Source organism: Amycolatopsis sp. NPDC048633, from assembly GCF_040650695.1.
Taxonomy (GTDB): Bacteria; Actinomycetota; Actinomycetes; order Mycobacteriales; family Pseudonocardiaceae; genus Amycolatopsis.
Genome location: NZ_JBEZHS010000029.1, coordinates 52,235 through 78,606, shown reverse-complemented (window position 1 = coordinate 78,606; position 26,372 = coordinate 52,235). Strand labels below are relative to the sequence as shown.

Genomic DNA, 26,372 nt, shown 5'->3' with positions numbered 1-26,372 from the left:
GGTCATCGCAGGTCCGGATCGGGCTCGAACCGCAGCCGGCGGGCGACGACGTCGGCCGCGACCTCGGACAGGCGGCGGCCGTCGGCGAAGGCCCGCGCCCGCAGCCGGGCGAACGCGGTTTCCAGGTCGGTGTCGAGCTGGGCGGCGACCATCCCGGTCGCCTGGTGCACTTCGGGTCCGACGATCGGGAACTCGTCCCCCACCGGCCCGGGGACCGGTCCGCTCCGGGCGACCTGCTCCCCCATCAGCATCGCCAGCACGAGGTCGGCGAACACCAGCGCCTCCCGGAGGCTCGCGGGCCCCGGCGAGAGCGGCGTGCCGTGGAGCAGGACGAGCACCCCGGCCCGGACCACCCCGACGGCCAGCGGGAACGCGAAGCACGCGCGCGCACCCGCCTCGGCCGCCAGCGGCGCGAACACCGGCCACCTGCGCAGCGCCGCTTCGGCGTCGAGGTCGGTGCTCAGCACGGGGGACCCCAGTTCCAGGGAATCCCGGATCGGCCCTTCTCCCACCGTCACCTCGAGCTCGGGGATCCGGTGGCCGAGCTCCCCGATCGAGCTGTGCAGCTCCGCCACCCCTTTCGGCCCGGTCACGATCAGGCAGGCCGCTTCGGTCCCGAACCGCTCCGCGGCGACCGCGCACACGAATTCGACGGACACCGCGCGGCCCCGTTCCCCGGCCAGGGCGGTCAGCGTCGCCCACAGGCGACCCAGCGAGGAGTTTTCACCCCACTCGTCACGGATAGTGGACACTGCCCAGCGCTTCCCAATTCTGCGATCGGCGATTCCCCACGACGGGAAGCGCCTTCGCAGGGTACCCGAGCGTCGGAGCGGTGACATTCGCCGGGAATCCGGGGTCGGCGGACCCTGGACCGGGTGCCGCGGCGCGACAGGCTGAAGAGGGGAAACGGCCAAATCCGGCTGTTCGCCCGAAGACCCGGCCACCTCCCGGCGCGTCGCGACCGCGACGGCGACCGGCGACGGCGGCCACCGCGACCGCCCGCCGATCCGGACCCGGGGGCGGACTCGGCGCGGCATGGCCACGACCCGAGGAAGGACCCCCCATGACCGCCGCACGCAGCTATCCCATCCGGGTCGAGGCGCGGCTCGACGAACCCCTGTCACGCTGGCTCTGGCTGGTGAAATGGGTGCTCGCGGTCCCCCACTTCCTGATTCTGGCGGTCCTGTGGTTCGCCTACCCGTTCGTCGGCCTCGTGGCGTTCTTCGCGATCCTGGTGACCGGGCGGTACCCGCGGGCGCTCTTCGGTTTCACGGTCGGCGTCCTGCGCTGGAGCTGGCGCGTCCAGTTCTACGCGACCAGCGCGCTCGGCACGGACCGGTATCCCCCGTTCACGCTCGCCGACGCGCCGGACTACCCGGCGCGTCTGGAAGTCGAGTACCCGCACCACCTTTCCCGCGGGCTCGTCCTCGTGAAGTCGTGGCTGCTGGCGCTCCCGCACCTCGTCCTGGTCGGCCTGTTCGCCGGGGGCGGCAGCTGGCTCGCCGGACGGGACGGCTCGGACGGCTTCACGTGGGCGGCCGGCGGGCTGGTCGGCGTCCTCGTGCTCGTGGCCGGGGTCGTGCTGCTGGTGACCGGCCGGTACCCGCGGCCGCTCTTCGACTTCGTGCTCGGCCTGGACCGCTGGGTGCTGCGGGTGGCCGCCTACGTGTCCCTGCTGACCGATGTCTACCCGCCGTTCCGTCTCGACCAGGGTGGCGCCGAACCGGGTGGCACCGCACCGGCGCCGTCCTTGGACACGCCCGCACCCGGGCACGCCGGCTGGACCGGCGGCCGGACCGCGGCGGCGATCGGGGGCGCGGTGCTCGTGCTGGTCTCGGCCGGGTTGCTCACCGGCGGCGCGGCCGTCCTGTGGGCGGACCGCACCCAGCGTGACGCCGACGGCTACTTCAGCGACTCGAACACCTTCTCCGCCGGCGGGTACGCCCTCACCAGCGATCCGGTCCGGCTCGACGGCATCGAAGCCGGAGCCGCGGGCTGGGCCGCGACCGTGGGCGAGACCCGGATCCGCGCGACCGGCGCCGACAAGCCGGTCTTCGTCGGGATCGCCAAGACCGCGGACGTCTCGCGCTACCTCGCCGCGGCGGAGTACAGCACCGTCTCGGACCTGACGGAAGACGCTGCCGTGACGACGATCCACCCCGGTGGCGCGCTCAGCGTGCGACCGGGCGACGCCGGGATCTGGGCCGCCGGCGCGGCCGGCGTGGGCACCCAGACCCTCACGTGGCCGGTGCAGGACGGCGAGTGGACGCTCGTGGTGCTGAACGCAGACGGTTCCCGCGGCGTGGTGGCGCAGGTCGAAGCCGGCGCGACGGTCCCGGCCCTGGGCTGGGTGGCGGCGTTCGTCCTCGGCACCGGCGTGCTCCTGCTCGCCGGCGGGGTCGCGCTGATCTGGATCGCCGCCCGCGGCGCCCGCGGCCCCGGCACGCCGCACCTGCCGGCGCCCGAGCCGCAACGGTCGTCCACGGTGTGAGGAATCGCCCCGCGCACTGACTGCCGTGCGCGGGGTCCCTCATCCGGGGGATTCTTTCTGGTGGGTGGCCTAAAGCGCCTAGGCTGTTCGGACTGCCCCGGACCTCGGCACGTCAGCCGATCCACGTTCCGCGTGGAGCTCTCCGACGTACGAGGAGCCACCGATGACGGCCGGGAACCCGCACCTTTTCGCGCCGACGGGCCAAGGCACCCACCTCCCGCCGCGACGGCAGATCGCGTTCAGCTTCGGGAGCTGGCGCGTCACGTTCACCGGTTCGGATCCACGCTCGCCGCGAACGGGCTTCCTCGCCGGCCGGGTCGAGTTCGGCCCGCACGGTGCCCGGGTCCCCGTCATCGCCGACGACAGCCTTTCCCCGACGGTGTGCTGGGTCGACGACGAGGACGTCATCGCCGTGACCGCACCACCGGCCGGCGAGGCGGGCGGCCCCAGGAGGTCTTAGTCCGCCAGCGTGCCGCACACCGTCCGTCCGCGCCGATGATGGACCTGCGGCTGATCTCGGCCGAGGAAGGCGAGACGGTCTTCCGCCTCACCCCCGGCGAGTTCCACGACAATCCCATGTGGACGGTCCACGGCGGGGTGTACGCCACGATGCCGGACTCGGCGGCGGCGTGCGCGGTCCACACGACGCTGCCCGCCGGCGGCCGGTTCAGCACCCTGGACCTGTCCATCGGGCTGGTCCGGGCGATCCGGGCGGGCACCGGGCCCGTCACGGCGACCGGCCGGGTCGTCCACGCCGGCCGCAGCATCGCGCTGGCCGAAGCACGCTTGACGGATTCCGCGGGCACCTTGCTGGCCACAGCCACCGCAAACTGCTTCGTGAGCCGCCCTTGACGAAGTCAAGACGACCGGTCATATTGAACTCATGACTGAGATCAAGCCCCGGTTCCGGAGCATCGACGGGTTGTCCATCCGCTACGCCGAGAGCGACGGGCCGCACGAGGCCGACGCGCTCCTGCTGAGCCCCTGGCCGGAAAGCCTATTCGCCTTCGACGCGAGCTGGGCGCGGCTGGCCGAGCACGCCCACCTGGTCGCCGTCGACCTGCCCGGGTTCGGGCACTCCGAGCTGCGCGAAGACCTGTTGTCGCCGCAGGCGATGGGCGAGTTCGTCGTGCGGATCGCCGACGAGTTCGGGCTGGCGAAGCCGCACGTCGTGGGGCCGGACATCGGCACCAGCGCCGCACTGTTCGCCGCGGCCGCCCACCCCGGCCGGTTCAGCAGCGTCACCGTGGGCTCCGGCGGGGCGTCGGTCCCGCTGAACCTGGGCGGGGTGCTGGACGAATGGGTGCGCGCCGAGGACCTGGCGCCGTACCGGGCCCTGGGCCCGAAGGACATCGTGACCTTCGCACTCGGGACCATCGAGGGCTACCAGCTGCCCGACGTCGTGCGTGAGGACTACCTCGCCGCTTACCGGGGCCAGCGGTTCGTCGAGCAGATGCCGTACGTCCGCGCGTACCCCGCCGAGCTGCCGGTGCTCGGCGGCCTGCTGCCCGGCATCGAGACGCCGGTGCAGATCATCGCCGGGCGCAAGGATCCCGTGGTGCCGCCGGCCAACGCCGAGTACCTGCACGAGCGGCTCCCCCACAGCCGGGTCGTCGTCCTCGACGCCGGCCACTTCGTCTGGGAGGAAGCCGCGGACGAGTACGCGGGCGCGATCACCGGCTGGTGGCGGGCGAACGCGCCGGTACAGTCGGCTTGATCGGCGGAGGGGACCCGAAATGGCCAGGGCCAGCATGCGCGAGCAGATCGTGGACGCTGCATACGAACAGTTCCACCGGCACGGCTACAACGCCTGCGGGGTCAAGCTCATCACCGACAGCGCGGGCGTGCCGAAGGGGTCGTTCTACAACCACTTCGCCAGCAAGGAAACCCTTGCCCTGGTCGTGATGGAGCGCTACGGCGACACCCGGCGCGTGCCCGAGCTGGCCGACCGGTCCGTCGCGCCGCTGGCCCGGCTGCGGGCCCACTTCGAGTTCCTCGCCGGGGACATCGAGAAGTACGGCTACGAACGCGGGTGCGTGTTCGGGAACTTCAGCACCGAGGCCGCCGACCACAGCCCCGCCATCCGCGAAGGCCTGGTGACGGCCTTCGCGACCTGGGCGGCGGCCGTGGCCGACACGATCCGCGAAGCCCAGGCCGACGGGTCCGTGACGTCGGCGCAGGACCCGGAGATGCTGGGCCGGTTCCTCGTGAACGCCTGGGAAGGCGCCATCGTCGGCGAACGGGCCGCCAAGGACGGCTCCGCCTTCGCCGCGTTCTTCACGATCGCGTTCGAGACGCTCCTGCGCTGAACCGGGTCCGCAGCTCCCCGATCCCCTCGACCCGGCTGACCAGCACGTCGTCCGGCCCGAGGTAGCGCGGCGGGCTCATCCGGTTGCCGACGCCCGCCGGGGTGCCGGTGAAGACGAGGTCGCCGGGCAGCAACGGGCAGATCGCCGAGAGGCGCGCGATCAGCTCGGGCACGCCGAAGATCATCTCGCCGGTGCGCGCCTTCTGGACGACGGTGCCGTTCAGCTCGGTGACCAGCCGCAGGTCGCCGGGGTCGGCGAACTCGTCCGGCGTCACCAGGGCCGGGCCGGTCGGGCCGAAACCGGGGAACGACTTGCCGAGCGAGAACTGCGGCGGGGTGCCGAGCAGCTGCACCGCACGCTCGGAGAGGTCCTGGCCGACCGTCAGGCCGGCGACGTGGTCCCAGGCCTCTTCGGCGGCGATGTGGTGGCCGCCGTCGCCGATCACCACGACCAGCTCGACCTCCCAGTCGACGCGGTCGCCGGGCACCTCCACCGTGGTGTCCGGGCCGGTGATGCAGCTGGGGAACTTGGTGAACACCAACGGATCCGCGGGCGGCTGGTAGCCCGCTTCGGCGGCGTGCGGCGGGTAGTTGAGGGCGACCGCGAAGACCTGGCGCGGCCGCGGCACGGGCGCGTCGAACGCGCGGCCGGCCAGGGGTTCCGCAGTGGGCAGCGAAGCGTTCGCCGCCCACACCCGGAAGGCCGCCCACTGCTCGAGGACGGCCATCGGGTCGGGGCCGAAGCGGCCGTCGCTCGCCCGGGCGACGTCGATGACGCCGTCCCCGGCGAGCAGGACCGCCCGGTCGTCCACTGTGGACAGACGCATCAGATCCACTGGTCCGCGGCCGGGGGCGGGGTGCCGTGGGCGTCCTGCCAGGACACGACGCGGTTGCGCAGCACGCCGATGCCTTCGATCTCGGCCTCGACGACGTCGCCGGGCTTGAGGTAGTTCGCGAAGGGGTCTTCGGTGCTCGCCGCGACCCCCGCGACGGTGCCGGTCGTGATGAGGTCGCCCGCGCTGTAGGTCTGCGGCGAGTGGTAGGCGATGAGCTGCGGGATCGACACGGACATGCGGCCGGTGTTGGACTTCTGCCGGACGTCGCCGTTGACCCGCAGCTCCATGTCGAGGTTGTGCGGGTCGTCGATCTCGTCCGCGGTGACGATGTACGGGCCGATCGGGCAGAACGTGTCGATGGCCTTGGAGAAGGAGAAGACGCCCGACTCCATCTCGCGGCGCTGGATGTCGCGCGCGGTGATGTCGTTGAAGACGAGGTAGCCGCCGATGTGCTCGGCCGCCTGCTCGGCGTTGAAGAACTTGCCCGGCTTGCCGAGCACGATGGCCAGTTCGAGCTCGTAGTCCAGTTCGGACGTCAGGTGCTCGGGGTAGACGATCGCGTCGCCCGGGCCGATGATCGCGTCGACGTTCTGGAAGAAGACGATGCCCTTGTTCACCGGGTGCGACCAGTTGACCCGGGCGAGGTCTTCGTGGTGCTCGCGGAAGTTGCCCGCGGTGTGGAAGAACTTCTTCGGCACGATCGGCGCGCGCAGGCGCACCTCGGCCAGGGGGTAGCGGCGGCCGGTCTCGGGCACGTCACGGTCGCGTTCGAAGAACTCGCGGGTCGACGCGGTGTCGAGTTCGAGCACCTGGTCGTCGGCGATGCGCCCGACCTGGTTGTCGTTGAAGGTGACGAGCTTCATCGGGGTCCACTTCCTGCGGGGTCGGCCACGCGGAACACACGCAGCTGGAGGGCCAGCGTCGCGTAGTAGCCCACCAAAGTGGTGAGCTCGACGGCCATCCGGTTGCCAATGATTGGCACGGTCTCGGCGTAGGTCACGTCGTCGACGTCCTCCTCGCCCAGCATCGAGAACACCAGGCGCAGCGCGGCCCGCTCGGTCTCGTCGGCCAGCTCGGGCAGCGCGCGGGCGCGGACCGCCTCGAGCTGCGTCTCGGTGATCCCGGCGGCTCGCGCATGCGGCTCGTGCGCGTGCCGTTCGAACGCGCAGTCCCAGCGGGCGGCGACGGCGAGGATCGCCAGCTCGCGGACGCGGTCGGTCAGCGTCGTCTCGTACCGGATCGCGGCGCCGAGCCCCTGCAGCGCCTGCCCGGCCGGGGGCGCGACGAGCATCGCGTTGAACGGCCCGGTCAGCGCGCCGGCGGCGTCGACCAGCGAAAACCGCTGCGGCCCGGCCGCGCGGGGGCCGCCGGTGATGGTGTCGTACAGCGCCCGCTGCTCGGGGTCCAGTTCGTCGGGGGTGAGGTGCGGCAGCCTGCTCATGGCGGCCATCCCACCAGCGCCCGCGGTTCCCCTGCCCGGAGTTGCCAACCAATGGCACGGTCGTTCCTCGGCTCGCGCTCGGAACCTACCGTCGGCAGGACCGAGGACCGAAGGAGTGCGCGGAGTGGACTGGCTGGGTCTGGACGGGCGGAAAGCCCTGGTCGCCGGCGCCGGGGGCATCGGCGGCGGGGTCGCCGCGGCGCTCGCCGAAGCGGGCGCGGAGGTCGTGGTCACCGACGTCGACGAAGAGCGGCTGGCCGCGGTCGGGACCAAGACGCTGCAGGCGGACCTGGCCACGGCAGAAGGCAGCCGCGAGTGCGTCGCCCAAGCCGTCGAGATGCTCGGCGGGCTGGACGTCTTCGTGCACGCCGTCGGCGTCAACGACCGGCGGCCGGTGCTCGAGACGCCGGACGAGGTCTGGGAGTCGATCGTCACGCTGAACCTGTCCAGCGCGTTCTGGACCGGCAAGGCCGCGGGCGAGGTGATGGTGGCGGCCGGGCACGGCCGGATCGTCTACCTGTCGTCGGTGTCCGGCCTGCTCGCGCACCCGCACCACGCGCCCTACGCCGCCACGAAGGGCGGGGTCAACCAGCTCGCCCGGGTGATGGCCCGGGAGTGGGCGGGCAGCGGCGTCACCGTGAACACCGTCGCGCCCGGCTACACCGAGACCGGGCTGACCCGCCACCACCTCGACCGGCCCGGCGTCCGCGACGAGCTGACGTCGCTCGTCCCGGCCGGGCGGCTCGGCACGGTCGACGACCTCGTCGGCCCCGTCCTGTTCCTCTGTTCCGAGCGCTCGGCGTTCGTCACCGGTCACGTGCTGTACGCCGACGGCGGCCGCACCCTCGTTTAAGGAGTTCTTCGTGCGATTCACCGACAAGACCGTCCTCGTCACCGGCGCCGGCACCGGGTTCGGCGCCGAGATCGCCGTGCGCGCCGCGCAGGAGGGCGCCGACGTCGCCGTGCACTACCGCGGGTCCCGGGCCGGTGCCGAGCGCACCGTGGAACGCGTCGAAGCGCTGGGGCGCAAGGCTTTCCTCGTGCAGGCGGACATCTCCGAGCACGACCAGATCCGCCGCATGGCCGACGAGGTGTGGGCCCACTTCGGCCGCGTCGACGTCGCGGTCAACAACGTCGGCGACGTCGCCCGCGACCAGATGTCGTGGCGGGACATCACCGAGGAGTCGATCGACCACGTCCTGGCCGTCGACATCAAGGGCACGCTGCTGTGCACGCACGAGTTCGGCGACCGGATGCTCGCCCAGGGCGGCGGCGCGATCGTCAACATCGGCTCGACCGTCGTCGCGCGCGGCAGTGCCCGCGCCCCGCAGTACGCGGCGGCGAAGTACGGGATCATCGGCCTGACCAAGTCCTACGCGCGCGCCTTCGCACCCACGGTGCGGGTGAACGTCTTCGCGCCGGGCTTCATCGAGACCGAGGCGACGCTGGGCCGCGAGGACTGGAAGTCCGGGCGCGGCGAGCAGCTGCGCAACGACACCCCGATGGGCCGCATCCCCCGGCCCGAGGAGCTCGCCGGGACCGCGCTGTTCCTCGCGTCCGAGGACGCGAGCCACATGACCGGCAGCTTCATGGTCGCCGACGGCGGCTACAACATGATCGGCGCATGATCTTTCGTCAGTGAGGACGAGCGGATGAGCGAAACCAGAGTGGTCTTCACCGGTGGCCGGGTGTTCGACGGGACCGGCTCCCCGGCGGTGCCGGGTGACGTCGTGGTCCGGGGCGACCGGATCGAAGCCGTGCGCTCCGGCGTCGAACCCGAGCCCGGTGACCGGGTCGTCGACTGCCGGGGTGCGACCGTCATGCCCGGGCTGGTGGAGTCGCACGCGCACCTGACGTTCCCGTCGGCCGTCGGGCACATCGACCCGTCGTTCAACCCGCCGCTGGACGTGTCGTTCTTCCACCACATGCCGACGCCCGACGAGCACCTCGCGCTCGCCGAGCGCAACGCGCGGATCCTCCTCGATCACGGTTTCACCAGCGCGTACTCCGCCGGGTCGCTGACGCCGGTGCCGACCGAGGTCCGGCTGCGCGACCGCATCGCCGCCGGCCTGGCCGCGGGGCCGCGGATGCGCGCGGCGTCGTTCGAGCGGGACAACAACCCGGTACAGATGGGCCCGAAGGGACCGGAGCCGAAGGAGATCGGTCCCGAAGCGGTCCGCGCGTTCATCCGGGAGCAGGCCACGCTCGGCTTCGACAGCGTCAAGCTGCTGATGAGCAACGACGACGTCTTCTTCGAAGGCGGCTCGATGGTCACCCAGTACAGCGCGGAGGAAGCCGCCGCGGCCGGTGAGCAGGCGCGCGAGTCCGGGGTGTGGCTCAACTGCCACGCGCAGTCGCCCGAGTCGATCAAGCTGGCCGTGCGCAGCGGGTTCCGGTCGGTCTACCACTGCTCCTACGCCGATCCCGAGGCGATCGACCTCCTGGAAGAGCACAAGGACGAGATCTTCCTGTCCCCCGCGGTCGGCATCATGTGGGCGAACGTCCACGAGGGCGCCGAGTTCGGCATCGACGCGGCCTTAGCGGAGAAGATGGGCTCAGTGAAGTCCCTGGCGGCGATGGAGCAGCTCTACCCGGAGCTGCGCAAACGCGGCCTGCGGGTGCTGCCCGGCGGGGACTACGGCTTCCCGAACAACCCGATCGGGCGCAACGCGCGCGACCTGGAGCTGTTCGTGCGGCTGTTCGGCTACTCCCCCGCCGAGGCACTGCGGGCGACGACGCAGTACGGCGGCCAGGTGCTGGACATGCCGGTCGGCGTACTCACCGAGGGCTACTTCGCCGACGTCCTGGTGGTGCGCGGCGACCCGACTCTTGACGTCAGTTTGCTGCAGGACAAGGACAACCTGCTGGCGATCATGCAGGACGGCCGGTTCCACAAGGCGCCCGCCGCGTGACGGTGTACCGCGAGGTTCTGGGCTTCCGGCCCCTGGAGCTGGACCTCCACCTGCCATCCTCTTCCGGGCCCTTCCCCGCGATCGTGTACCTGCACGGCGGCGGCTGGCGGCGGGGTTCCCGGCAGACCACGATCCCCGCGTCGTTGTGCTCGACGTTGGCCTCGCGGGGTTTCGCGGTCGCCGCGGTGGACTACCGGCTGAGCGGGGAGGCGCAGTTTCCCGCGCAGCTGGACGACGTCCGGGCGGCCGTCGATTGGCTTCAGTCCGAAGTGGACTGTGCTCGGACGTTCCTGTGGGGCGAGTCGGCGGGTGCGCACCTGGCGCTGCTGGCCGCGTTGGACGGCGGGTCCGTCGACGGTGTTGTCGCGTGGTACCCGCCCACGGATCTGCTCGGCCTCGACGGTGACGTCTCGCGGGAGACTCAACTGCTCGGTGTTTCGCCTCGCGACAACCCGGCCCTGGCGCGGCAGGCGAGCCCGCTGAGTTTCGTTCGTGAGGATGCCCCGCCGATCCTGCTGATGCACGGGGATGCCGACGACATGGTGCCGCCGGACCAGAGTGTCCGGTTGGCTTCGGCGTTGCGGGCGGTGGGTGCGCCGGTGGAGCTGGACCTCGTGCCGGGTGCCCGGCACATGTGGGCGGACGCCCAGGACTTGGGTGCGATCGTCGACCGCTCGGTGCAGTTCCTGCGCGGGCTCGCTTGAACGCCCTGAAAGACTCTTTCATGTCGTCTGGCGACATGAAAGAGTCTTTCAGGGCACCGGGCGGGCGGCCGGTCGCGGTCGCCGGGGTCCAGGCGAGCAGGCCGGCCAGCGGCGCGAGGCCCCGAACCGCCCGACCGCAAGCCGCACGCCGCGCAGAACCCGGCCGCTCAGCCCGCGACCGCCGCCGCAAGCCGCACGCCGCACGCCGCGCACCCGCTCAGCCCGCGACCACCGCCGCAAGCCGCGCACCCGCTCAGCCCGCTCAGCCCGCGACCGCCGCCGCCAGCAGCCGCAGTGCCCGGTCCACCGGCTCGATCGCCGACGGCAGGCCCAGGAACCCGTGCAGCATCGAAGGAATCTGCACGTGGTGCACATCGACCCCGGCCAGGGCCAGCGCGGCGGCGAACTTCTCCCCCGACGGGCGGAGGTCGTCGTACTCGGCCGTCAGCAGCAGCGTCGGGCACAGCCCTTCCAGCACCGCCAAGCCCGGCATCGCGTAGCCGTCCGCGCGGTTCACCGGGCCGCCGAGGAAGTCTTCCGTGATCGTGCGGACCTCCTCCGGCGGGAAGTGCAGGATCGGCGGCACCTCGGCCATCCGCCGCGTCAGGGACGCCGACGCCGGCGGCAGTTCCGGGTGCAGCACCGGGTAGACCAGCGCCAGCTCCGCCGGTACCCAGCCGTCGTCGTCGCGCAGGCGCAGGGCCGCACCCGCCGCCAAGTTGCCGCCCGCGCTGGCGCCGCCCAGCACGATCCGCGACGGCGCGAGCGCATCACGGACCCAGCGGACCGCCGTCACCACGTCGTCGTGCGGGGCCGGGTAAGGGATCGCGAGCCGGTAGTCCACGCTCACCACCGTCGCGCCCGCGCGCGTGACCACCTCGCGCGCCACCCAGTCCGCCTCCGGCATGTCGAGGTCGCCCATCTTGAACGCGCCGCCGTGCAGCCACACCAGGCACGGCCCCGCACCCTCGTCCGCCGAATAGACGCGGACGCGCACCCCGGCCGCGGTCTCCTCGCGGGTCTTGACCGCCGGCGGCGGCCCCCCGGCGGACGGCGTCATGAACTGCACCATCCGGTCGCGGAACGCGGGATCGGTGACCAGCGCCTCGAACGACGGGACACCGTCGAGCAGCGGGAGTTTCGCGGCGACAGCGGGGTGGATCGGCATGCGGGTCAGCCTTTCGGGTGGCCGAGCGGGAACAGCGGATCGACCGTCCCGCCCGGGAGGTCTTCGGGATGGGCTTCGACGGCGGCCATCGACGACGGCAGTTCGAACGGCAGCCGCCCCTCGGCGCGAGCGCGGCCGAACACGACGTCGAGCACCGCGTCATCGGTGGCACCGAAGTCCCCCAGCAGCGCGGCCGCGGACGCGGCGACTTCCGGCAGGACCGCCGGCCGCTCGAGGAAGACGTCGACGACTGTCGGCACCGTCGCGGCCAGCGCGGTGAGGTGCTCGAGCCGATCCGGAGCCAGGTCGAGACGGCCCTGATGGAAGAACGCCTCGGGCAGCCGCGCGGCGGGTTCACAAGGAGCGTCGAGACGCACCAGCGCCACCTCGGCCTCCTCCGAAGTGTCCACAATGGACGCATAGCGGGCGGCAACCTCACGGTCCACGCCTTCGACGTACAGCCGGACACCATCGGACAACGGCAGCACGCCGGAGCCGGTGAGCACCACCATCGACCGCCGCTGAGCGGACGCCCCGGCCGCGACGAAGTCCGAACGCCCCACCGTGAGCACCGCGTTTTCCTCGGACACGTAAGGGTTTTCGAACAGTCCCAAGTGGAACATCAGGGCGAGCACCCGCCCGGCGGACTCGTCGAGCCGCGCCTCCCGGACCCGTCCCGCGATCACCTCGGGGCACCATTCCCCGCCGAACTGGTCGACACCGGCGTCGAGCAGCAGCAGCGCCCGCGAAGTCCGGTCCAGGTGCTCCACACCCCACGCGCGGGCCGGCCACACGGTCCCGTCGGCGAGCACGCTGTCGCTCAAGAGCCCGAAATCCGTGCACACCAGGCCGTCGAAGCCTTCATCACGGCGCAGCTGCCCGGCCACCACCGAAGGGTCGAACGCGAACCCGACCTCCCGCAGTCCCGCCACCCCCACCGGACGCCCGTAATACGGCATCACCGCCGCCGCCCCGGCCCGCAGCGCCGGACGGAACCGATCGCGGTGCAGCTCGAACCGCCCGGCCGGGTAGACCTGGTCCGGCCCGGACGCGAAATGCGCGTCGAGCCCGCCGGCCTGCGGTCCCGCGCCCGGCCAGTGCTTGACCATCGCCGCCACCGAACCCGGGCCGAGCGCCGGTCCCTGCAGACCTTCGACGTAGGCTGCCGCCAGCCGCGCGACGACGTCCGGGTCGGCCCCGAACGTGCCGGAGATCCGGGCCCAGCGCGGTTCGCTGGCCAGGTCGGCCATCGGGTGCAGCGCGAGCCGGATACCGACCGCCGCGTACTCCGCCCGCACCGCCGACGCGAACTCGCGCACCAGGTCCTCGTCGTCGAGCGCACCGAACCCGAGCGGCTCCGGCCAGCGCGAACAACCACCGGACGGCACCGACGTCAGCGGGTTGTCGTTCGCCGAGTGCCGCGGGTCGGACGACACCAGCACCGGGATCCCGAGCCTGCTGTGCGCGGCGAGGTCCTGGACGCGGTTGTGCCAGCGGGCCAGGGGCCCGGCGGCGACCGGCGCCATCAGGCTCAGGCAGCGCAGGTGCCCGTCGCGCAGCACGGACGTCGTCGGCGCGGCCGGCAGCAGCCCGGCGGGCGCGTCGACCACGCCACCGTCCAGGGCGACCGCGACCGGAGCGTGGAACAGCAGCCCGGCCTTCTCCTCCGCCGTCATCCGGGCGAGCAGGTCGCGCACACGCTCACCGACCGGACGGCGAGGGTCCTCGTACGGGGCCATCACCCCGTCGCCGTCGAGATCGCGGAAGGCGACGCCGTCGTCGTCGAGCAGAGGGAGCATGCCGCCGAGGATGACCGCCGATCCGGCGCGTCACCCACCGCTGTGCCATTGAATGGCAACCTCAGCGACCGGCCAGCTCCCGGGAGATGCCGCGGGCCGACGTCTGCACGGCCAGTCCGAGCCGCCGGGGCTGGGCGACCCGCTTGGGGACGAGCACCCCGAGCACACCCACGACCGCTTCGTCCCGGCCGAACACCGGCGCGGCAACGGAAACGATCGAATGGCGCTCGTCCTCGCGCCGGTAGATCGCCAGCCGTTCGCGGCGCACCTCCGCGAGCGTGCGGCGCAGGACGTCGGCGGGGATGAGCCGGTTGTGCGGCTCGCTGTAGACCGGCTTCGAAAGCAGCTCCTCCTGCACCTCCTTGGGCGCGAAGGCCAGCAACGCGAGGCCGACTCCGGTGGAGTGCAACGGAAGCCGGCCGCCGATCCGGTAGTCCACCGGCGTCGCCTGGTGCGTCGAAAGCCGTTCGACGAGCATCGCCTGCATCCCGTCGCGGACGGCCAGCTGGACGTGCTGGTGCGTCACCTCGGAAAGGTCGTTCATGAACGGCAGCGCCACCTGCCGCAGCCCGTGGCCGCGCGGCGCGAGCGTCGCGACCTCCAGGAGGCGAAGCCCGACGCAGAACCGCCCGGCGTCGTCGCGCTCCAGCGCACCCCAGTCCACGAGCCGGTTCGCGAGCCGCAGCGCCGAGCTGGGCGGGATCTCGGCCCGGCGGCTCAGCTCGGCCAGCGAGAGCGTCCGGTGCTCCGCGTCGAACGTCGAGAGCAGCGCCAGGGCACGGTCGATGACCGGCTCACCGTGCGCCGGACGGCGGCCACGCACCCGCACGGGTTCGGTCACGACCACCTCGACGTTCCATTGATTGGCATCGCTCTCACCGTACACGGCATCGGGCGCCCATCCTTCCCCGCAAGTCACCCGGTGTGCCGCCGCGACCGAGACGTGAAAGGTGCCCAACGATGAGTACTTCTTTCCGCCCGTCCTCCGCCCTCGACGAGACGGCGTTCCCCGGACCCCGGCGCGGGTTTCTCTTCTTCTTCGCCTTCGCCGCGGTCGGCGCGGGAATGGCGGTGCTCGTCCCGGCCGTGCTGACGCTGTCGGTCAAGGCGACGCTGCTCGACCCGGCCGGCGCCACGACGATGGTGTCCATCGTGACCAGCATCAGCGCCCTGTGCTCGCTGATCGCCTTCCCCGTCTTCGGCCGGCTGTCCGACCGCACGACGGGCCGCTTCGGCCGGCGCAGACCGTTCCTCGTGCTCGGCGCCATCCTGTTCACGCTGGGCGCGATCGGGCTCCAGCTGGGCGCGACGACGTTCGCGCTGACCGTGGCGGCGAGCTGCACGACGGTCGGCGCGAGCGCGTCCACCGTCGCGTTCACCTCGGTCATCCCGGACCAGCTGCCGCCGGACCGCCGCGGCCCGGCGTCGGCGATCGTCGGGCTGAGCCTCCCGGTCGGCGCGGTCCTCGGCCTGTTCATCGCGCAGCTGGTCGCCCCGAACCTGCCGGCGATGATCTTGTTGCCCGCCGGGCTCGCGGTCCTCGGGACGGTCCTGCTCGCCGTCACGATGCGGGACCGGCGCCTGCCGGCGGCCGAGCGGCCCGCCTTCGCGTGGCGCGACCTGCCCCGGACGTTCTGGGTGAACCCGGTGCGGCACCCCAACTTCGGCTACACGTGGCTGAGCCGGCTGCTGATCTTCTTCGGGGTCGCCGCGATCCAGGCGTACCAGGCCTTCTACCTGATGAACGTGTTCCACATCCCGCCGGCCGGCATCGCGAACGCGGTCTTCCTGTCGACGCTCGTGCTCACCGGCGTGGCCCTGCTGTTCGCTCCCCTGGCCGGCAAGATCTCCGACCGCGTCGGGCGCCGCAAGCCGTTCGTCGTCACCGCCGCGGTGATCTTCGGCTGCGGGCTGCTGTTCGCGACGTTCACCAGCACCTATCCGCTGTTCCTGGTCGCGATGGGCATCATCGGCCTCGGCCAGGGTGTCTACTTCGCGGTGGACATCGCGCTGATCACCCAGGTGCTGCCCGACCCGGCCGACACGGCGAAGGACCTCGGGCTGATGAACCTGGCCGGCAACCTGCCGACGTCGGTGGTCCCGGCGCTGGCCCCGGCGATCCTCGCCATCGGGGCGAGCGCGGCGGTGCCGCAGAACTTCCCGGCGCTGTTCATCGCGGGCGCGGTCGCCGGGCTGCTCGGCGCGGTGCTGATCCTGCCGATCCGGAAGGTGCGCTAGTGCCGCTGTTCGCCTCACCCGCACTCGACTACGTCAGCACCGCGGTCGTCGAACTCGGTGCACCGCTGGAAGTCGGCGAGAGTCCGGAGGGCCGGTTCCGGGTCGTCCCGATCACGGGCGGGAGCTTCGACGGGCCTGGACTCGCCGGGCGGATCCAGCCGGTCGGCGCGGACTGGCAACGGATTCTGCCCGACGGGACCACGCTCGTCGAAGCGCGCTACCTCGTCGAGACCGGCGACGGCCTGGTGTCGATCACCTCCACCGGTGTTCGCTCCGGGCCGTCCGAGGCGCTGGCCGCCCTCGCCCGGGGTGAGCACGTCGACCGGTCGCGGTACGAGTTCCGGCTCACCGTCAAGGTTTCCGGTGCGGCCGACCGGCGGCTCACCGCCGGCATACTGGTGGCCTCGGCGGAACGCACCCCGGACGCCGTCCGCTACGACCTCTACCGGCTGTCATGAAGCCCACGCGGTTGCGGCTCGACCACCTGACACCGGGCCGTCCCTCGGTGTCGCCGCGCGGCTCGTGGTGGCTACCGCCCGGATCGGCCGTCCAGCACGCATACGAGATCCGGCTGACGGGCCCGGATTGGACGTCGGGACGGTGCGAGAACGATCGGTCGGTGCTCGTCGAGCTTCCCGAGCGTCCGGCGACGGCGTGGCAGGTCCGCGTCTGGACCGACCTGGGCGAGAGCGACTGGTCGGACCCGGCGCCCTGGAACGTCGTCACGTTGCCTGCCTCGCTGGGCAGGGCGGCCTGGGTCGAGCCACACGAGCCGGTCATCGCGCCACCCGGCCGTCGACCGGCGTACCAGCTGCGGCACGAGTTCACGCTCGACGAGCCCGTCGTGACCGCGACGGCGTGGGCGACCGCGCACGGGATCTACGAGCTCTTCGTCAACGGCGCCCGCGTCGGCGACCTCGAGCTGACGCCCGGCTTCACCGCCTACCGCAAGCGGCTCCAGGTCGAACCACACGACGTGACCGACCTGCTGCGGCCGGGGAAGAACTCGATCGAGTTCCTGCTCTCCGACGGCTGGTTCCGCGGCCGCCACGGCTTCGAACGCACCGCGGACGGCTTCGGCACCCGCACCGCCGCCTTGCTGGCCTTGGAAGTCGACGGCACCACGAAGGTCACCACCGGCCCGGGCTGGTGGTCCCGGCCGAGCCGGATCACCGCCGACCTCATGGACGGCCAGGAGACCGACTTCCGGCTCCCCGCACCGGGTTCCCTCGGCCTGGACACCCCCGGCTGGTACCACGTGCATCCCCGGACCGGCGACCAAGCCCAGCTGGTGCTCACCGAAGCGCCCCCGGTCCGCCGGATCGAGGAGCTGCGACCGGTGTCCGTCACCCGGCTCGCGGACGGCGTGGTGGTGGATTTCGGGCAGAACATCACCGGCTGGGTCCGGCTGCGCGACCTCGGCCCGGAAGGCACCCGGCTGACGCTCACCCACGGCGAGCACCTGGCGCCGGATGGCCGGGTGACCACCGATCACCTGCGCGCGTTCGACTTCGCCACCGGGAAGCTGTTGCCCGCCGGGCAGGTCGACACGGTCGTCTCCGCGGGCCGCGCCGAGGACGTCTTCGAGCCGCGGCACACGACCCACGGCTTCCGGTACGTCCAGATCGACGGGCACATCCCTCAGGTCACCGCGGTCGTCGTGCACACGGACCTCCCCGAAACCGGCCGGTTCGGCTGCGGCGACGCGCGGCTCGAAGCCCTGCACCGGACGGCGGTGTGGAGCCTGCGCGGCAACGCCTGCGACGTCCCGACCGACTGCCCGCAGCGGGAACGCTCGGGCTTCACCGGCGATTGGCAGGTGCACGTCGCCACCGCCGCCCGCACCCACGACGTCGGCGGGTTCTCCCGGAAGTGGCTGCGCGACCTGGCCGCCGACCAGTGGCCCGACGGCCGCGTCCCGACGATCACGCCCGACCCCGCCGGCGACGGCCCGTCCGGCAACAAGTTCCAAGACGCGATGACCGGTTCGGCGGGCTGGGGTGACGCGGCGGTGCTCGTGCCCTGGGAGCTCTGGCGCGCATACGGCGACCTCGAAGTCCTCTGTGGACAGTACGAGTCGATGGTCGGCTGGGTCGAGTACGCGGCCGCGGCCGCGCGCGAGCAGCGTCACCCTTCGCGTGTGGCCGCCGCGGCTCCGCACGAGAAGTTCCTGTGGGACATCGGCGGGCACTTCGGGGAATGGCTCGAGCCGGGCGTCCCACCCAACCCGGATCCCGGGGCCGACCACGGCATTGTCGCCACGGCCTACCTGGCCCGCTCGGCCCGGGTGCTCGGCCGCGTCGCCGAGCTGCTCGGCCACAAGTCGGACGCGGCCCGCTTCCGGTGGCTCGCGAACCGCGCCCGGGACGCGTGGCAGCGCGAATACCTCGGGCCGGGCGGTGTGCTCACCGAACCCACGCAGGGCAACCACGTCCGGGCGCTCGCCTTCGGGCTGGTGCCCGCGCACTTGCGGGACGTCGTCGCCGGACGGCTCGCCGGCCTGGTCGCCGCGGCCGGCGTCGGTACCGGCTTCCTCACCACCGGGCTGCTGCTGCCCACGCTGGCCGACACGGGACACGTCGACCTCGCCTACCGCGTCCTGCTGTCGACCGGGATCCCGTCCTGGCTGGCGATGCTCGACCGCGGCGCGACGACGTTCTGGGAACGCTGGGACGCCGTCGACGGCGATCAGGTGCGCGGCTCGCTGAACCACTACAGCAAGGGCGCGGCGATGTCCTTCCTGCACACCCACATCGCCGGGATCCGGCTGCCGGACGACCCGGGCCACGCCGAAGCGGGCTACCGGCGGTTCGTCGTCCGGCCCTGCCCCGGCGGCGGCCTCGAGTGGGCCGAGGCGGAACACCTCAGCCCCTACGGCCCGATCCGCAGCGCCTGGGAACGGACCGGCGGCCGGCTGCGGCTCACCGTCGACGTGCCGCCCGGAGCCCGCGCCGGGATCGAGCTTCCCGGTGGGGAAAGCACCGACGCGGGACCGGGACGGCACACGTTCACGGTGTCGTCGTGATCGCTTCCGGAGCCGTGGACCGCAGCCTCGCCTGCCGCGTCCGCGGCCCGAAGATGGCCAGCACGACCGCACCGACCAGCCAGGTCCCGGCGATGAACAGGAACACGCTCTGGTAGCCGCTCCCGTTGTACAGCGCGGCGACGATCAACGGGCCCACCGCGTTCGACAGCCGGCCGAGGCCGTACGACACCCCGGTGCCCAGCGAGCGGCCGCGCGTGTCGAACAGTTCGGGCGAGTACGCGTACCCGAGTGCCGTGTAGCCGCGCTCGAACATGTTCACCAGGAAGCCGAACACCACGATCAGGACCGGGTTGAACGTCAGCCCGTAGAACAGGCCGCACAACGCGATCACGGCGCCGAACGCGACCAGGCACCACTTGCGTTCGAACCGGTCGGTGACCAGGGCCGCCAGGTACGAACCGAGCGGCGCACCGACCGTCGTGAGCGCCACGTAGAACACCGACTTCTCGACGCTGAAGCCTTCCTTGGCCAGCAGTGTCGGCGCCCAGCTCGAGTAGCCGAAGAAACCGATCGTCTGCGTCACCCACAGGACGGTCAGCAGCAGCGTGGGGTACAGGTACTTCTTCTGCAGCAGCAGCCGCAGCGGCGCCTTGCCCACCGGGGCTTCCTCGATCGGCGGCGCCGGCTCCGGCAGCGGGCCCTTCTCCGCCGCGACCTGCGCCTCGATCTCGCGCAGCACCGCGTCCGCCTCGGCGTGCTCGCCGCGGCTCTCGTGCCAGCGCGGCGACTCCTTCAGGTGCCGCGTGAACAGCACGAGCAGGACGCCGAGCGCGCCCCACAGGTACACCAGCCGCCACGACCACGAGTTGATCGGCACGACCGCGCTGGCGATCAGGTTGGTGACCGGCGTGCCGCAGATGCCGATCACGATCGCGTACGCCTGGTACTTACCGCGGCTCGCCGCGGGGTACAGCTCGCTGACGTAGATGACCGCGACGACGGTCATCGCCGACAGGCCGGCCGACGTCAGGATGCGGAACACGCCCAGCGACACGATGTCCCAGGAGAACACCGCCGCGAACGAGAAGACGCCGAACCAGACGGTCGTCCACATCAGCGCGTTCTTGCGGCCCCAGCGGTCGGCGAGCTTGCTGGCGATGATCGAGCCGAAGAACATGCCGACGAACGACAGCGAGGTCACGTAGGCGACCTGGTTCACCGTCACGCCCCACAGTTTGATCAGCTTGGGCGCGGTCGTGGCGAAGCTGTTGATGTCCGCGAACTCGAAGAAGTAGGCGAACGAGACGGCGAGCAGGGTGACCTTGTGGAAGCGCGAGATCGGCAGGCGGTTCAGCCGGTTGAGCGCGTTGGCGTGCTGCATTGCATGCCCTTCAGGGGGTTTCAGGCGGTTTCGCCGGGCCAGTAGAGGCGCATCGGGTTGTCGACGAGGAGTTTCCGCCGCAGTTCCGCGGTTTCGGCGATCTGCGGCACGTAGTCGACGAGCAGCCCGTCGTCGGGCATGTGGTCCTTGAGGTTCGGGTGCGGCCAGTCGCTCCCCCACAGCACCCGGTCCGGGAACTCCGTCACGACGCGCCGGGCGAACGGGACGACGTCGGTGTAGGCGTTCCGTTCGCCGTCGAGGGCCGGCGGTCCGGTCACCGTGAGGCGTTCGGGGCAGCTGACCTTGACCCAGACGTCGTTGCGGTCGACGAAGCCGAGGAACCTGGCGAACTCCTTGCCGTCGGCCAGCTTCGTGACGTCGGGGCGTCCCATGTGGTCGATCACGAGCGGTGCGGGCAGCTCGCCGAAGAAGTCCTCGAGCTCGGGCAGGTCGGCGGCCTCGAAGTAGAGGACGACGTGCCAGCCGAGCGGGGCGATCTTCTTCGCGATCGTGCTCAGGTCCTCTTTGGGCGAGGCGTCGACGAGCCGTTTCACGAAGTTGAACCGCACCCCGCGGACGCCTTCGGCGTCGAGTTCGCGGAGCTCTTGTTCACTGATGTCGGGGCGAACGGTGGCGATCCCGCGCGCCCGGCCGCCGGCTGCCCGGACGGCGTCGAGCATGGCGGAGTTGTCGGCACCGTGGCAGGTGGCCTGCACGATGACGTTGCGTGCGACGCCCAGGTGGTCGCGCAGGGCGAAGAGCTGGTCCTTGCTCGCGTCGCAGGGCGTGTACTTGCGCTCGGGCGCGAACGGGAACTCTTTCTCCGGGCCGAAGACGTGACAGTGGGCGTCGACGGTCCCGTACGGCAGCTCGAAGTCCGGTGTGGACGGATTCGCGTACCAGTCCAGCCAGCCGGGCGTCTTGGTCATCGGCCTTGTCCCTTCAGGAGGGCGTCCAGGCGCGGGTAGACGGTGCGGGCGTTGCGCTCGCGGATCGCGGCCCAGTCCTCTTCGGACAGTTTCGCGGCTTCGGCGTACCGGCGGGTGTCGTCGAAGTAGTGGCCCGTGCGCGGGTCGACACTCCGGACGGCACCGACCATTTCGGACGCGAACAGGATGTTGCGCGCGGGGATGACGTCGAAGAGCAGGTCCGAACCCGGCTGGTGGTAGACGCAGGTGTCGAAGAAGACGTTGTTCAGCACGTGGTCCTCGAGCTCGGGCTTGCCCAGCGCCATCGCGAGACCGCGGAACCGGCCCCAGTGGTAGGGCACCGCGCCGCCGCCGTGCGGGATGACCAGCCGCAGCGTCGGGAAGTCGGCGAACAGGTCACCCTCCACGAGCTGCATGAACGCGGTCGTGTCGGCGTTGAGGTAGTGCGCGCCGGTGGTGTGGAACGCGGGGTTCACGCTCGTGCTGACGTGCACCATCGCGGGGATGTCGTACTCGACCATCTTCTCGTAGATCGGGTACCACGACCGGTCGGTGAGCGGCGGCGCCGTCCAGTGGCCACCGCTCGGGTCCGGGTTGAGGTTCAGCGCGACGGCGCCGTACTCCTCGACGCAACGGGTCAGCTCCGGGATGCAGGTGGCGGGATCGACGCCCGGGGACTGCGGGAGCATCGCGGCCGGGGCGAACCGCTCCGGGTAGAGCGTGCTGACGCGGTGGCAGAGCTCGTTGCAGATCGACGCCCACTCGGCCGACGTCTCGAAGCCCCCGACGTGGTGGGCCATGAACGACGCCCGGGGCGAGAAGATCGTGAGGTCGATGCCGCGTTCGTCCATGAGCCGCAGCTGGTTCGGCTCGACCGTCTCGCGCAGCTCGTCGTCACTGATGCGCAGGTCGGCACGGGCCGGCGCGGCGCCGGGATCGTCCAGCGCGGCGATCTGCTGGTCGCGCCACGCCGCGAGGGCGGGCGGGGCGGTCGTGTAGTGGCCGTGGCAGTCGATGATCAAGGTAGTTCCTCGTCGCTCCGCATGCTTGATACTCGCACACTAATCGTCGATGAAATTGTTGACAATATCTGCGACGAGGTTGTGACGGAGGGCTGACCTCCGCGAACAGCACGTGACGATCTTGCGCGCTCAGGGGTGAGGGCGCAGGCGGGGTGCTTTCGCGGGTTCGGAGGCCCGGTGTGCGCGGGTCGACGGTAGGGGCATCGGCCCTGGTCAGCGGGCTGGTCAGCGGGCTGGTCAGCGGCGCTGGTCAGCGGGGGCCGGTCAGCGGCGGCCGGCCCCGCGCCCAGGGGCTTCGGCGAGGTCGGGCGCAGGTGACCGACAGGGCCCACTGCGAGGTCATGAACGACTCTTTCATCTCGCCGGACGACATGAACGAGTCGTTCATGTCGTCCGGCTGCCGCGCGCCCCGGCCGCGCCGCACCGACCTGGCCGGGCCCCTGGCCTGCGAGCGGGCGGGCGAGCCGCGACTCAGGAGTCCGGGGCCGAGAGCTGCACGAACTCCGGCGTGTCGTCCTGCCGCACCCGCAGGATCGGCACCGCCTTGTTGACCGGGTCGCCCCGGTCGTCGAACGAGATCATGCCGCTGGCTCCCGGGACCGCCAGCGTCCCGTGCAGGCGGTTCTTCGCCTGCAGCACGTCCTGGGCCGTCACCTGCGCCGGCGACACCCGCGGGATCCCGCGGATCGCCCACACCACCGTGAGCACCGCGTCGTGCGCGAGGATCGCGATGCCGTCGTCCAGGCGCTCCTTCGGGAACACCGCCTTGAAGCAGTCCGTGCAGCCCGGCTCCTGGAAGCTCGCGACCGCCGCCGGGTTGAACGCCTGCGGTGAGCTCGTCCACGCCTGCGGGTGGGCCAGCCCGGGGGCGAGCACCGTGACGTTGGCCTGCAGACCCCGGCGCATCTCCGCCTCCGGCGGCCCGACCAGCGCCAGGTCGCCGGTCAGCACCGTGATGTGCCGGTCGAGGCAAGGGCGCTGGGCGAGCTCGGCGACGAACGACGTGAGGTCGTTCTCGCGGCCGGCGAAGTACACGACCTCGGGCTGGTTGCCGCAGATGTTCGGCATCATCTGCAGGAACGTGTTCTCGATCCCCGGCAGGCTCGAGTCGTACTCCTCGGTCCGGCCGACGATCCGGTGCTCCGCGTCGGCGAACTTGCGGGTGAACGCCGTCGCCAGGGTCTTCGGGTACAGGTCGCCGGGGTTGACGTCCTGCACGACCGTGGCCGTGTGCGCGGTCGGGCGCACGTAGCTCGCCGCCGCCAGGCCGTACGTGGAGCTCGTCGGCGACACCCGCATGAAGCCGGGGATCTCGGAGAACTCGTCGGCGGCCAGGTGCGAGGCCACCACCGGGATCCGGTGCTCCGAGAGCCGGCGGATCGCGTCGCGGGACGTGTCGAGGCTCAGCCCGATCCCGGTGACGGCGACCAGCCGCTCCGACGTCACCCGCCCGACCAGGTCGTCGACCACCGGCTCCCAGTGCGTCAGCCGGCTGCCGGGGTTGGCCAGCAGCAGGCGGATCTTCGGCAGGCTGCCCCACGACCGGGTCGTGTTCGCCCGGTGCTGCGCGATGTAGGCGCCTTCCAGCTGGTGACGGACCCACTCCTCGGACAGGATGTCGTGCTCTTCGAGGGTCATCGGCAGGAAGGCCGCGACCGTGACGTACGGGTCCCCCGACGTCGTGACGGACTCGTTCTCCCGGCGGATGCGCTGCTCGACGTCGGCGAGTCCCGGCGAGAACACGTAAGCGCCGTCGGTGACGCCGGTGCATTCGCCGGTGTCACCGCGCTTCTCGACCCCGGCGCCGCACGTGCGCCCGGCCTCGCTGATCGCCGGCACCACGACCAGCACGGCGACGAGGACCGCGGCGAGCACCAGCACGCCGCCCGCCACCAGCAGCCACTTCGACCACGTCGGCCGCGGCGCCCGAATCCGGTCAGTGCGCGCGCTCATCGGTACCTCTCCGCCCGTTCGTGCAGCAGGATCGAGCCCCGCCCCCGGCCTTGCGCCAGCTGGTGGAAGGCCCCTTCGATGGTCGAGTCCAGCGTCCCGCCCGGGTCGCCGAGCGGATCGCGGGCGATCCACAGCGCGACGACCAGCCAGGCCAGCGTGGTCCCGAGGTCGTCGTCGCCCTGCCCGGCGTGGAGCTGGACCTGGTCGTACGGCTCGGCGTGCTTGTCCAGCCGGTTGGGGGCCGCAGTGACGACGTCGAGCTCGGCGAGCCAGGCTTCCGCGGTCGTCACGTCGAACTCCGCGTGCCGCGCGTCGGCGAACGGCTCGCGCAGGTGCGCGACCGCCGCGGCGACGTTCTCCAGCGCCAGGTCGTGGTAGCGGGCGGCGACGGTCCGGCCGTTCTTCTCGTAGAAGTCGCGGCACCGGGTGTGCACGCGGGTCCAGCTGAGCGGGTGGTCGTCGGCGCGGGAAGCCAGCTCCTGCAACAGGATCCGGCGCAGCCAGGGGTGCAGCACGTACTGCGGCGCCTCGCCCGGCTCCGCGCGCAGCCACAGGTGGTCACCGAGCTCCTTGAACAGCACCCCCTCCCCCGCCGGGTTGCGCAGCTCGAGGATCTCCTTGTGGAACAACAGCTCCACGTCCAGCGCGGCGCTCGCGGTGACCAGGTCCTGCCGGCTCGCCGTGGAGAAGTCCTGCAGCAGGTAGTCGCGCATGGCGGTGACCAGCGGCGGCCCGGCGCCGTCCGGCCCGGCGACCGGGGTGCGCAGCGCGGCGCGCAGCGTCCCGGGCCGCCGCGGGTCGAAGCGGTGGGCCACGGCGGCGATGACGTCGGTGACCGCGCCGGGGTGGCCGTCGGTGACGCGGTGCAGGAAGCGCGGCAGCCGGGACGCGGGGTGGATCTCGCTGCCCGCGGCGATGTGCACGACGTCGTCCTTGGACAGCGCGCCCAGCTCGAGCAGGTACCACGGGTGCCACCGGGGTTCCGGCTCCCCGCCGCCGGGCCGCCAGTCCGAGTCCACATCGGACGGTTGCCGCGGCGCGGGCCGGTGCAGGCCCTTCGTCCGGTGCGTGGTCGGCGGCCGGCGTTCCGGGGCGCCGCGGTGCGCGGCCGGCGGGGACCAGCTCTCGTTCCAGTCCGGGTTCCACGTGCGGCTGGTGGCGAGCACGACCAGCGGGTCGGCCTCGCCCGCCCGCTGCCGCGCTTCGGTCAGCGAGCGCAGGAAGAGCCGTCCGCCCGGCGTGTGCGCGTTGTCGAGCAGGACCAGGCTGTTCAACGTCCGCCGCGAGCGGTTGAGCCCGGTGTAGTTCCGGCGCAGGTCGGCGAGGAACGCGTCGCAGAAGGTGGCGTCGACCGCGTCCCGGTCCTCGTCGTCGCCCTGGGCGTGCCAGGCGATCTCGATGAGGAAGTCCTCGTGGTTGCCGGTCCCGGCCGGCAGGGCCCGCATCTTGCCGATCAGCCGGCGGCGGTCGTACCAGCTCAGGCCGCGCAGCAGCAGGTCGGTCGCCTCGGGCCAGCCACGGAGGCCCCCGGCGGGCGCGATGCCGCCCGCGAGGCGGACGACGTCGACGATGGCCTCACGGCTCTGTTCGAGTGGCTGGTTCTTCGCCAGCAAAGCGTGGAGTTTGCGCAAGGCCGCGCGGCGGTCCTGCAGTTCCAGCGGCGCCCCGAGCACGAGCATGCACAGCCACAGACGGGGAAACGCCAGCCTGCCGAACTGCTTCCACTGCCGGCTGAGGTCGAAGGCGAGGTGCCCCAGCAGTTCCCGCGGCCGGCTGTCCGCGCGGTCGTGCCGTTCGAAATCGAGGTGCGCGTGCGGAATGTCGTGGCAGCGGTCCGCGACGGTGTCGAGCAGGGCGGTTTTCCCGGTGCCCCGCGCCCCGAGCGCGACCACCACGGGCAGCGACCGGCTTTCGCCGTCCACCCGGGCCAGCAACCGTTCGACGAGCCCGCCGGTGACGGCGTCGAGACCCGACAAAGAGGGCACGTCGGCTGGCATCGTCCCCCCATCCCCGAACGACCCGATTCCGGCCGGAGCAGCCACTATGGCACCCGGTCACCCGGGGTGCAGCGTTCTCCACGGTGTCACGAATACGGCGGGACCGGTCCCCGCCGCATTCCCCCTCCGGCATTTCCGCAGGTTGCCGCTATTCACCGCGGACGTCCGGGTGAATCCGCGGGCACGCTTTCCGGCTACCGCATCAAC

At 71.9% G+C, this 26,372-nt stretch carries 24 protein-coding genes; 12 read left to right on the top strand and 12 right to left on the bottom strand.

All coding sequences use genetic code 11. The annotated features are described in order from the left end of the window. Positions 1–2: 2 nt before the first annotated feature. Positions 3–752, bottom strand: a complete 750-nt coding sequence (locus AB0C38_RS36795) for a GAF and ANTAR domain-containing protein (protein WP_360682391.1) — start codon at positions 750–752, stop codon at positions 3–5. A 311-nt stretch (positions 753–1,063) separates the two neighbouring features. On the opposite strand from AB0C38_RS36795, the gene AB0C38_RS36790 reads away from it, so the two are divergent. From AB0C38_RS36790 to AB0C38_RS36770, 5 genes are all read left to right on the top strand, one after another. Next, complete coding sequence (locus tag AB0C38_RS36790; RefSeq protein WP_360682390.1) at positions 1,064–2,491, top strand: DUF4389 domain-containing protein; 1,428 nt, start codon at positions 1,064–1,066, stop codon at positions 2,489–2,491. Between the two features lie 163 nt (positions 2,492–2,654). Continuing rightward, positions 2,655–2,951, top strand: coding sequence for a hypothetical protein (locus tag AB0C38_RS36785; protein WP_360682389.1), 297 nt, complete (start codon positions 2,655–2,657; stop codon positions 2,949–2,951). A gap of 35 nt (positions 2,952–2,986) precedes the next feature. Continuing rightward, complete coding sequence (locus AB0C38_RS36780; RefSeq protein ID WP_360682388.1) at positions 2,987–3,343, top strand: PaaI family thioesterase; 357 nt, start codon at positions 2,987–2,989, stop codon at positions 3,341–3,343. Between the two features lie 31 nt (positions 3,344–3,374). Beyond that, positions 3,375–4,208, top strand: a complete 834-nt coding sequence (locus AB0C38_RS36775; RefSeq protein ID WP_360682387.1) for an alpha/beta hydrolase — start codon at positions 3,375–3,377, stop codon at positions 4,206–4,208. A 19-nt stretch (positions 4,209–4,227) separates the two neighbouring features. Then, positions 4,228–4,800 carry a TetR family transcriptional regulator C-terminal domain-containing protein gene (locus AB0C38_RS36770; RefSeq protein ID WP_360682386.1) on the top strand — a complete coding sequence of 191 codons (573 nt, stop codon included), beginning with the start codon at positions 4,228–4,230 and terminating at the stop codon, positions 4,798–4,800. On the opposite strand, the gene AB0C38_RS36765 is transcribed toward AB0C38_RS36770, so the two are convergent. From AB0C38_RS36765 to AB0C38_RS36755, 3 genes are read right to left on the bottom strand one after another with little or no spacing between them, the layout of a single operon-like run. Continuing rightward, complete coding sequence (locus AB0C38_RS36765; RefSeq protein WP_360682447.1) at positions 4,769–5,626, bottom strand: fumarylacetoacetate hydrolase family protein; 858 nt, start codon at positions 5,624–5,626, stop codon at positions 4,769–4,771. The two genes, AB0C38_RS36770 and AB0C38_RS36765, sit on opposite strands and share 32 nt — an antisense overlap. Next, positions 5,626–6,498, bottom strand: coding sequence for a fumarylacetoacetate hydrolase family protein (locus AB0C38_RS36760; RefSeq protein WP_360682385.1), 873 nt, complete (start codon positions 6,496–6,498; stop codon positions 5,626–5,628). The genes AB0C38_RS36765 and AB0C38_RS36760 overlap by 1 nt, the downstream gene beginning before the upstream one ends. Then, positions 6,495–7,076: a carboxymuconolactone decarboxylase family protein gene (locus AB0C38_RS36755; RefSeq protein WP_360682384.1), complete on the bottom strand. Its 582-nt coding sequence runs from the start codon at positions 7,074–7,076 to the stop codon at positions 6,495–6,497. Before AB0C38_RS36755 ends, AB0C38_RS36760 begins: the two co-directional genes overlap by 4 nt. Positions 7,077–7,200: 124 nt before the next feature. On the opposite strand from AB0C38_RS36755, the gene AB0C38_RS36750 reads away from it, so the two are divergent. From AB0C38_RS36750 to AB0C38_RS36735, 4 genes are read left to right on the top strand one after another with little or no spacing between them, the layout of a single operon-like run. After that, entirely contained in the window at positions 7,201–7,929 is a 729-nt protein-coding gene (locus AB0C38_RS36750) for an SDR family oxidoreductase (RefSeq protein ID WP_360682383.1), read from the top strand. Positions 7,930–7,939: 10 nt separating this feature from the next. Continuing rightward, complete coding sequence (locus AB0C38_RS36745; RefSeq protein WP_360682382.1) at positions 7,940–8,704, top strand: SDR family oxidoreductase; 765 nt, start codon at positions 7,940–7,942, stop codon at positions 8,702–8,704. 24 nt (positions 8,705–8,728) lie between these two features. Next, positions 8,729–9,988 (top strand): amidohydrolase family protein, encoded by a 1,260-nt coding sequence (locus AB0C38_RS36740; protein ID WP_360682381.1) that lies wholly within the window; start codon positions 8,729–8,731, stop codon positions 9,986–9,988. After that, entirely contained in the window at positions 9,985–10,692 is a 708-nt protein-coding gene (locus AB0C38_RS36735) for an alpha/beta hydrolase (protein WP_360682380.1), read from the top strand. The genes AB0C38_RS36740 and AB0C38_RS36735 overlap by 4 nt, the downstream gene beginning before the upstream one ends. Before the next feature lie 262 nt (positions 10,693–10,954). On the opposite strand, the gene AB0C38_RS36730 is transcribed toward AB0C38_RS36735, so the two are convergent. The 3 genes from AB0C38_RS36730 to AB0C38_RS36720 all read right to left on the bottom strand — a co-directional run bounded on the left by AB0C38_RS36730 (position 10,955) and on the right by AB0C38_RS36720 (position 14,500). Continuing rightward, positions 10,955–11,860, bottom strand: a complete 906-nt coding sequence (locus AB0C38_RS36730) for an alpha/beta hydrolase fold domain-containing protein (RefSeq protein ID WP_360682379.1) — start codon at positions 11,858–11,860, stop codon at positions 10,955–10,957. A 5-nt stretch (positions 11,861–11,865) separates the two neighbouring features. Beyond that, entirely contained in the window at positions 11,866–13,659 is a 1,794-nt protein-coding gene (locus AB0C38_RS36725) for a glycoside hydrolase family 3 N-terminal domain-containing protein (protein ID WP_360682378.1), read from the bottom strand. Positions 13,660–13,720: 61 nt separating this feature from the next. Further along, positions 13,721–14,500 (bottom strand): IclR family transcriptional regulator, encoded by a 780-nt coding sequence (locus AB0C38_RS36720; RefSeq protein ID WP_360682377.1) that lies wholly within the window; start codon positions 14,498–14,500, stop codon positions 13,721–13,723. A gap of 119 nt (positions 14,501–14,619) precedes the next feature. On the opposite strand from AB0C38_RS36720, the gene AB0C38_RS36715 reads away from it, so the two are divergent. The 3 genes from AB0C38_RS36715 to AB0C38_RS36705 are packed head-to-tail and all read left to right on the top strand — an operon-like array spanning position 14,620 to position 18,922. Beyond that, positions 14,620–15,897, top strand: coding sequence for an MFS transporter (locus AB0C38_RS36715; protein ID WP_360682376.1), 1,278 nt, complete (start codon positions 14,620–14,622; stop codon positions 15,895–15,897). Then, the gene (locus AB0C38_RS36710; RefSeq protein WP_360682375.1) at positions 15,897–16,355 is read left to right on the top strand and encodes a DUF3237 domain-containing protein; all 459 of its coding nucleotides are present in this window, start codon (positions 15,897–15,899) and stop codon (positions 16,353–16,355) included. The genes AB0C38_RS36715 and AB0C38_RS36710 overlap by 1 nt, the downstream gene beginning before the upstream one ends. Then, entirely contained in the window at positions 16,352–18,922 is a 2,571-nt protein-coding gene (locus AB0C38_RS36705; protein ID WP_360682374.1) for a family 78 glycoside hydrolase catalytic domain, read from the top strand. Before AB0C38_RS36710 ends, AB0C38_RS36705 begins: the two co-directional genes overlap by 4 nt. Here AB0C38_RS36705 and AB0C38_RS36700 read toward each other — a convergent pair. From AB0C38_RS36700 to AB0C38_RS36680, 5 genes are all read right to left on the bottom strand, one after another. Continuing rightward, complete coding sequence (locus tag AB0C38_RS36700) at positions 18,906–20,264, bottom strand: MFS transporter (protein ID WP_360682373.1); 1,359 nt, start codon at positions 20,262–20,264, stop codon at positions 18,906–18,908. The two genes, AB0C38_RS36705 and AB0C38_RS36700, sit on opposite strands and share 17 nt — an antisense overlap. 20 nt (positions 20,265–20,284) lie before the next feature. After that, entirely contained in the window at positions 20,285–21,193 is a 909-nt protein-coding gene (locus AB0C38_RS36695; protein WP_360682372.1) for an amidohydrolase family protein, read from the bottom strand. Then, on the bottom strand, positions 21,190–22,215 hold the full coding sequence (locus tag AB0C38_RS36690; RefSeq protein ID WP_360682371.1) for an amidohydrolase family protein: 1,026 nt from the start codon (positions 22,213–22,215) through the stop codon (positions 21,190–21,192). Before AB0C38_RS36690 ends, AB0C38_RS36695 begins: the two co-directional genes overlap by 4 nt. Before the next feature lie 471 nt (positions 22,216–22,686). Then, on the bottom strand, positions 22,687–24,168 hold the full coding sequence (locus tag AB0C38_RS36685) for a hypothetical protein (protein ID WP_360682370.1): 1,482 nt from the start codon (positions 24,166–24,168) through the stop codon (positions 22,687–22,689). Further along, positions 24,165–26,165, bottom strand: a complete 2,001-nt coding sequence (locus AB0C38_RS36680; RefSeq protein ID WP_360682369.1) for a hypothetical protein — start codon at positions 26,163–26,165, stop codon at positions 24,165–24,167. The genes AB0C38_RS36685 and AB0C38_RS36680 overlap by 4 nt, the downstream gene beginning before the upstream one ends. Positions 26,166–26,372: the final 207 nt, after the last annotated feature.

Excerpts from the sequence above, each read along its gene's own strand:
- AB0C38_RS36790 (WP_360682390.1), top strand. The coding sequence starts at position 1,064 with ATGACCGCCGCACGCAGCTATCCCATCCGGGTCGAGGCGCGGCTCGAC.
- AB0C38_RS36785 (WP_360682389.1), top strand. The coding sequence starts at position 2,655 with ATGACGGCCGGGAACCCGCACCTTTTCGCGCCGACGGGCCAAGGCACC.
- AB0C38_RS36780 (WP_360682388.1), top strand. The coding sequence starts at position 2,987 with ATGATGGACCTGCGGCTGATCTCGGCCGAGGAAGGCGAGACGGTCTTC.
- AB0C38_RS36775 (WP_360682387.1), top strand. The coding sequence starts at position 3,375 with ATGACTGAGATCAAGCCCCGGTTCCGGAGCATCGACGGGTTGTCCATC.
- AB0C38_RS36770 (WP_360682386.1), top strand. The coding sequence starts at position 4,228 with ATGGCCAGGGCCAGCATGCGCGAGCAGATCGTGGACGCTGCATACGAA.
- AB0C38_RS36765 (WP_360682447.1), bottom strand. The coding sequence starts at position 5,626 with ATGCGTCTGTCCACAGTGGACGACCGGGCGGTCCTGCTCGCCGGGGAC.
- AB0C38_RS36760 (WP_360682385.1), bottom strand. The coding sequence starts at position 6,498 with ATGAAGCTCGTCACCTTCAACGACAACCAGGTCGGGCGCATCGCCGAC.
- AB0C38_RS36755 (WP_360682384.1), bottom strand. The coding sequence starts at position 7,076 with ATGAGCAGGCTGCCGCACCTCACCCCCGACGAACTGGACCCCGAGCAG.
- AB0C38_RS36740 (WP_360682381.1), top strand. The coding sequence starts at position 8,729 with ATGAGCGAAACCAGAGTGGTCTTCACCGGTGGCCGGGTGTTCGACGGG.
- AB0C38_RS36730 (WP_360682379.1), bottom strand. The coding sequence starts at position 11,860 with ATGCCGATCCACCCCGCTGTCGCCGCGAAACTCCCGCTGCTCGACGGT.
- AB0C38_RS36725 (WP_360682378.1), bottom strand. The coding sequence starts at position 13,659 with ATGCTCCCTCTGCTCGACGACGACGGCGTCGCCTTCCGCGATCTCGAC.
- AB0C38_RS36715 (WP_360682376.1), top strand. The coding sequence starts at position 14,620 with ATGAGTACTTCTTTCCGCCCGTCCTCCGCCCTCGACGAGACGGCGTTC.
- AB0C38_RS36705 (WP_360682374.1), top strand. The coding sequence starts at position 16,352 with ATGAAGCCCACGCGGTTGCGGCTCGACCACCTGACACCGGGCCGTCCC.
- AB0C38_RS36700 (WP_360682373.1), bottom strand. The coding sequence starts at position 20,264 with ATGCAGCACGCCAACGCGCTCAACCGGCTGAACCGCCTGCCGATCTCG.
- AB0C38_RS36695 (WP_360682372.1), bottom strand. The coding sequence starts at position 21,193 with ATGACCAAGACGCCCGGCTGGCTGGACTGGTACGCGAATCCGTCCACA.
- AB0C38_RS36685 (WP_360682370.1), bottom strand. The coding sequence starts at position 24,168 with ATGAGCGCGCGCACTGACCGGATTCGGGCGCCGCGGCCGACGTGGTCG.
- AB0C38_RS36680 (WP_360682369.1), bottom strand. The coding sequence starts at position 26,165 with ATGCCAGCCGACGTGCCCTCTTTGTCGGGTCTCGACGCCGTCACCGGC.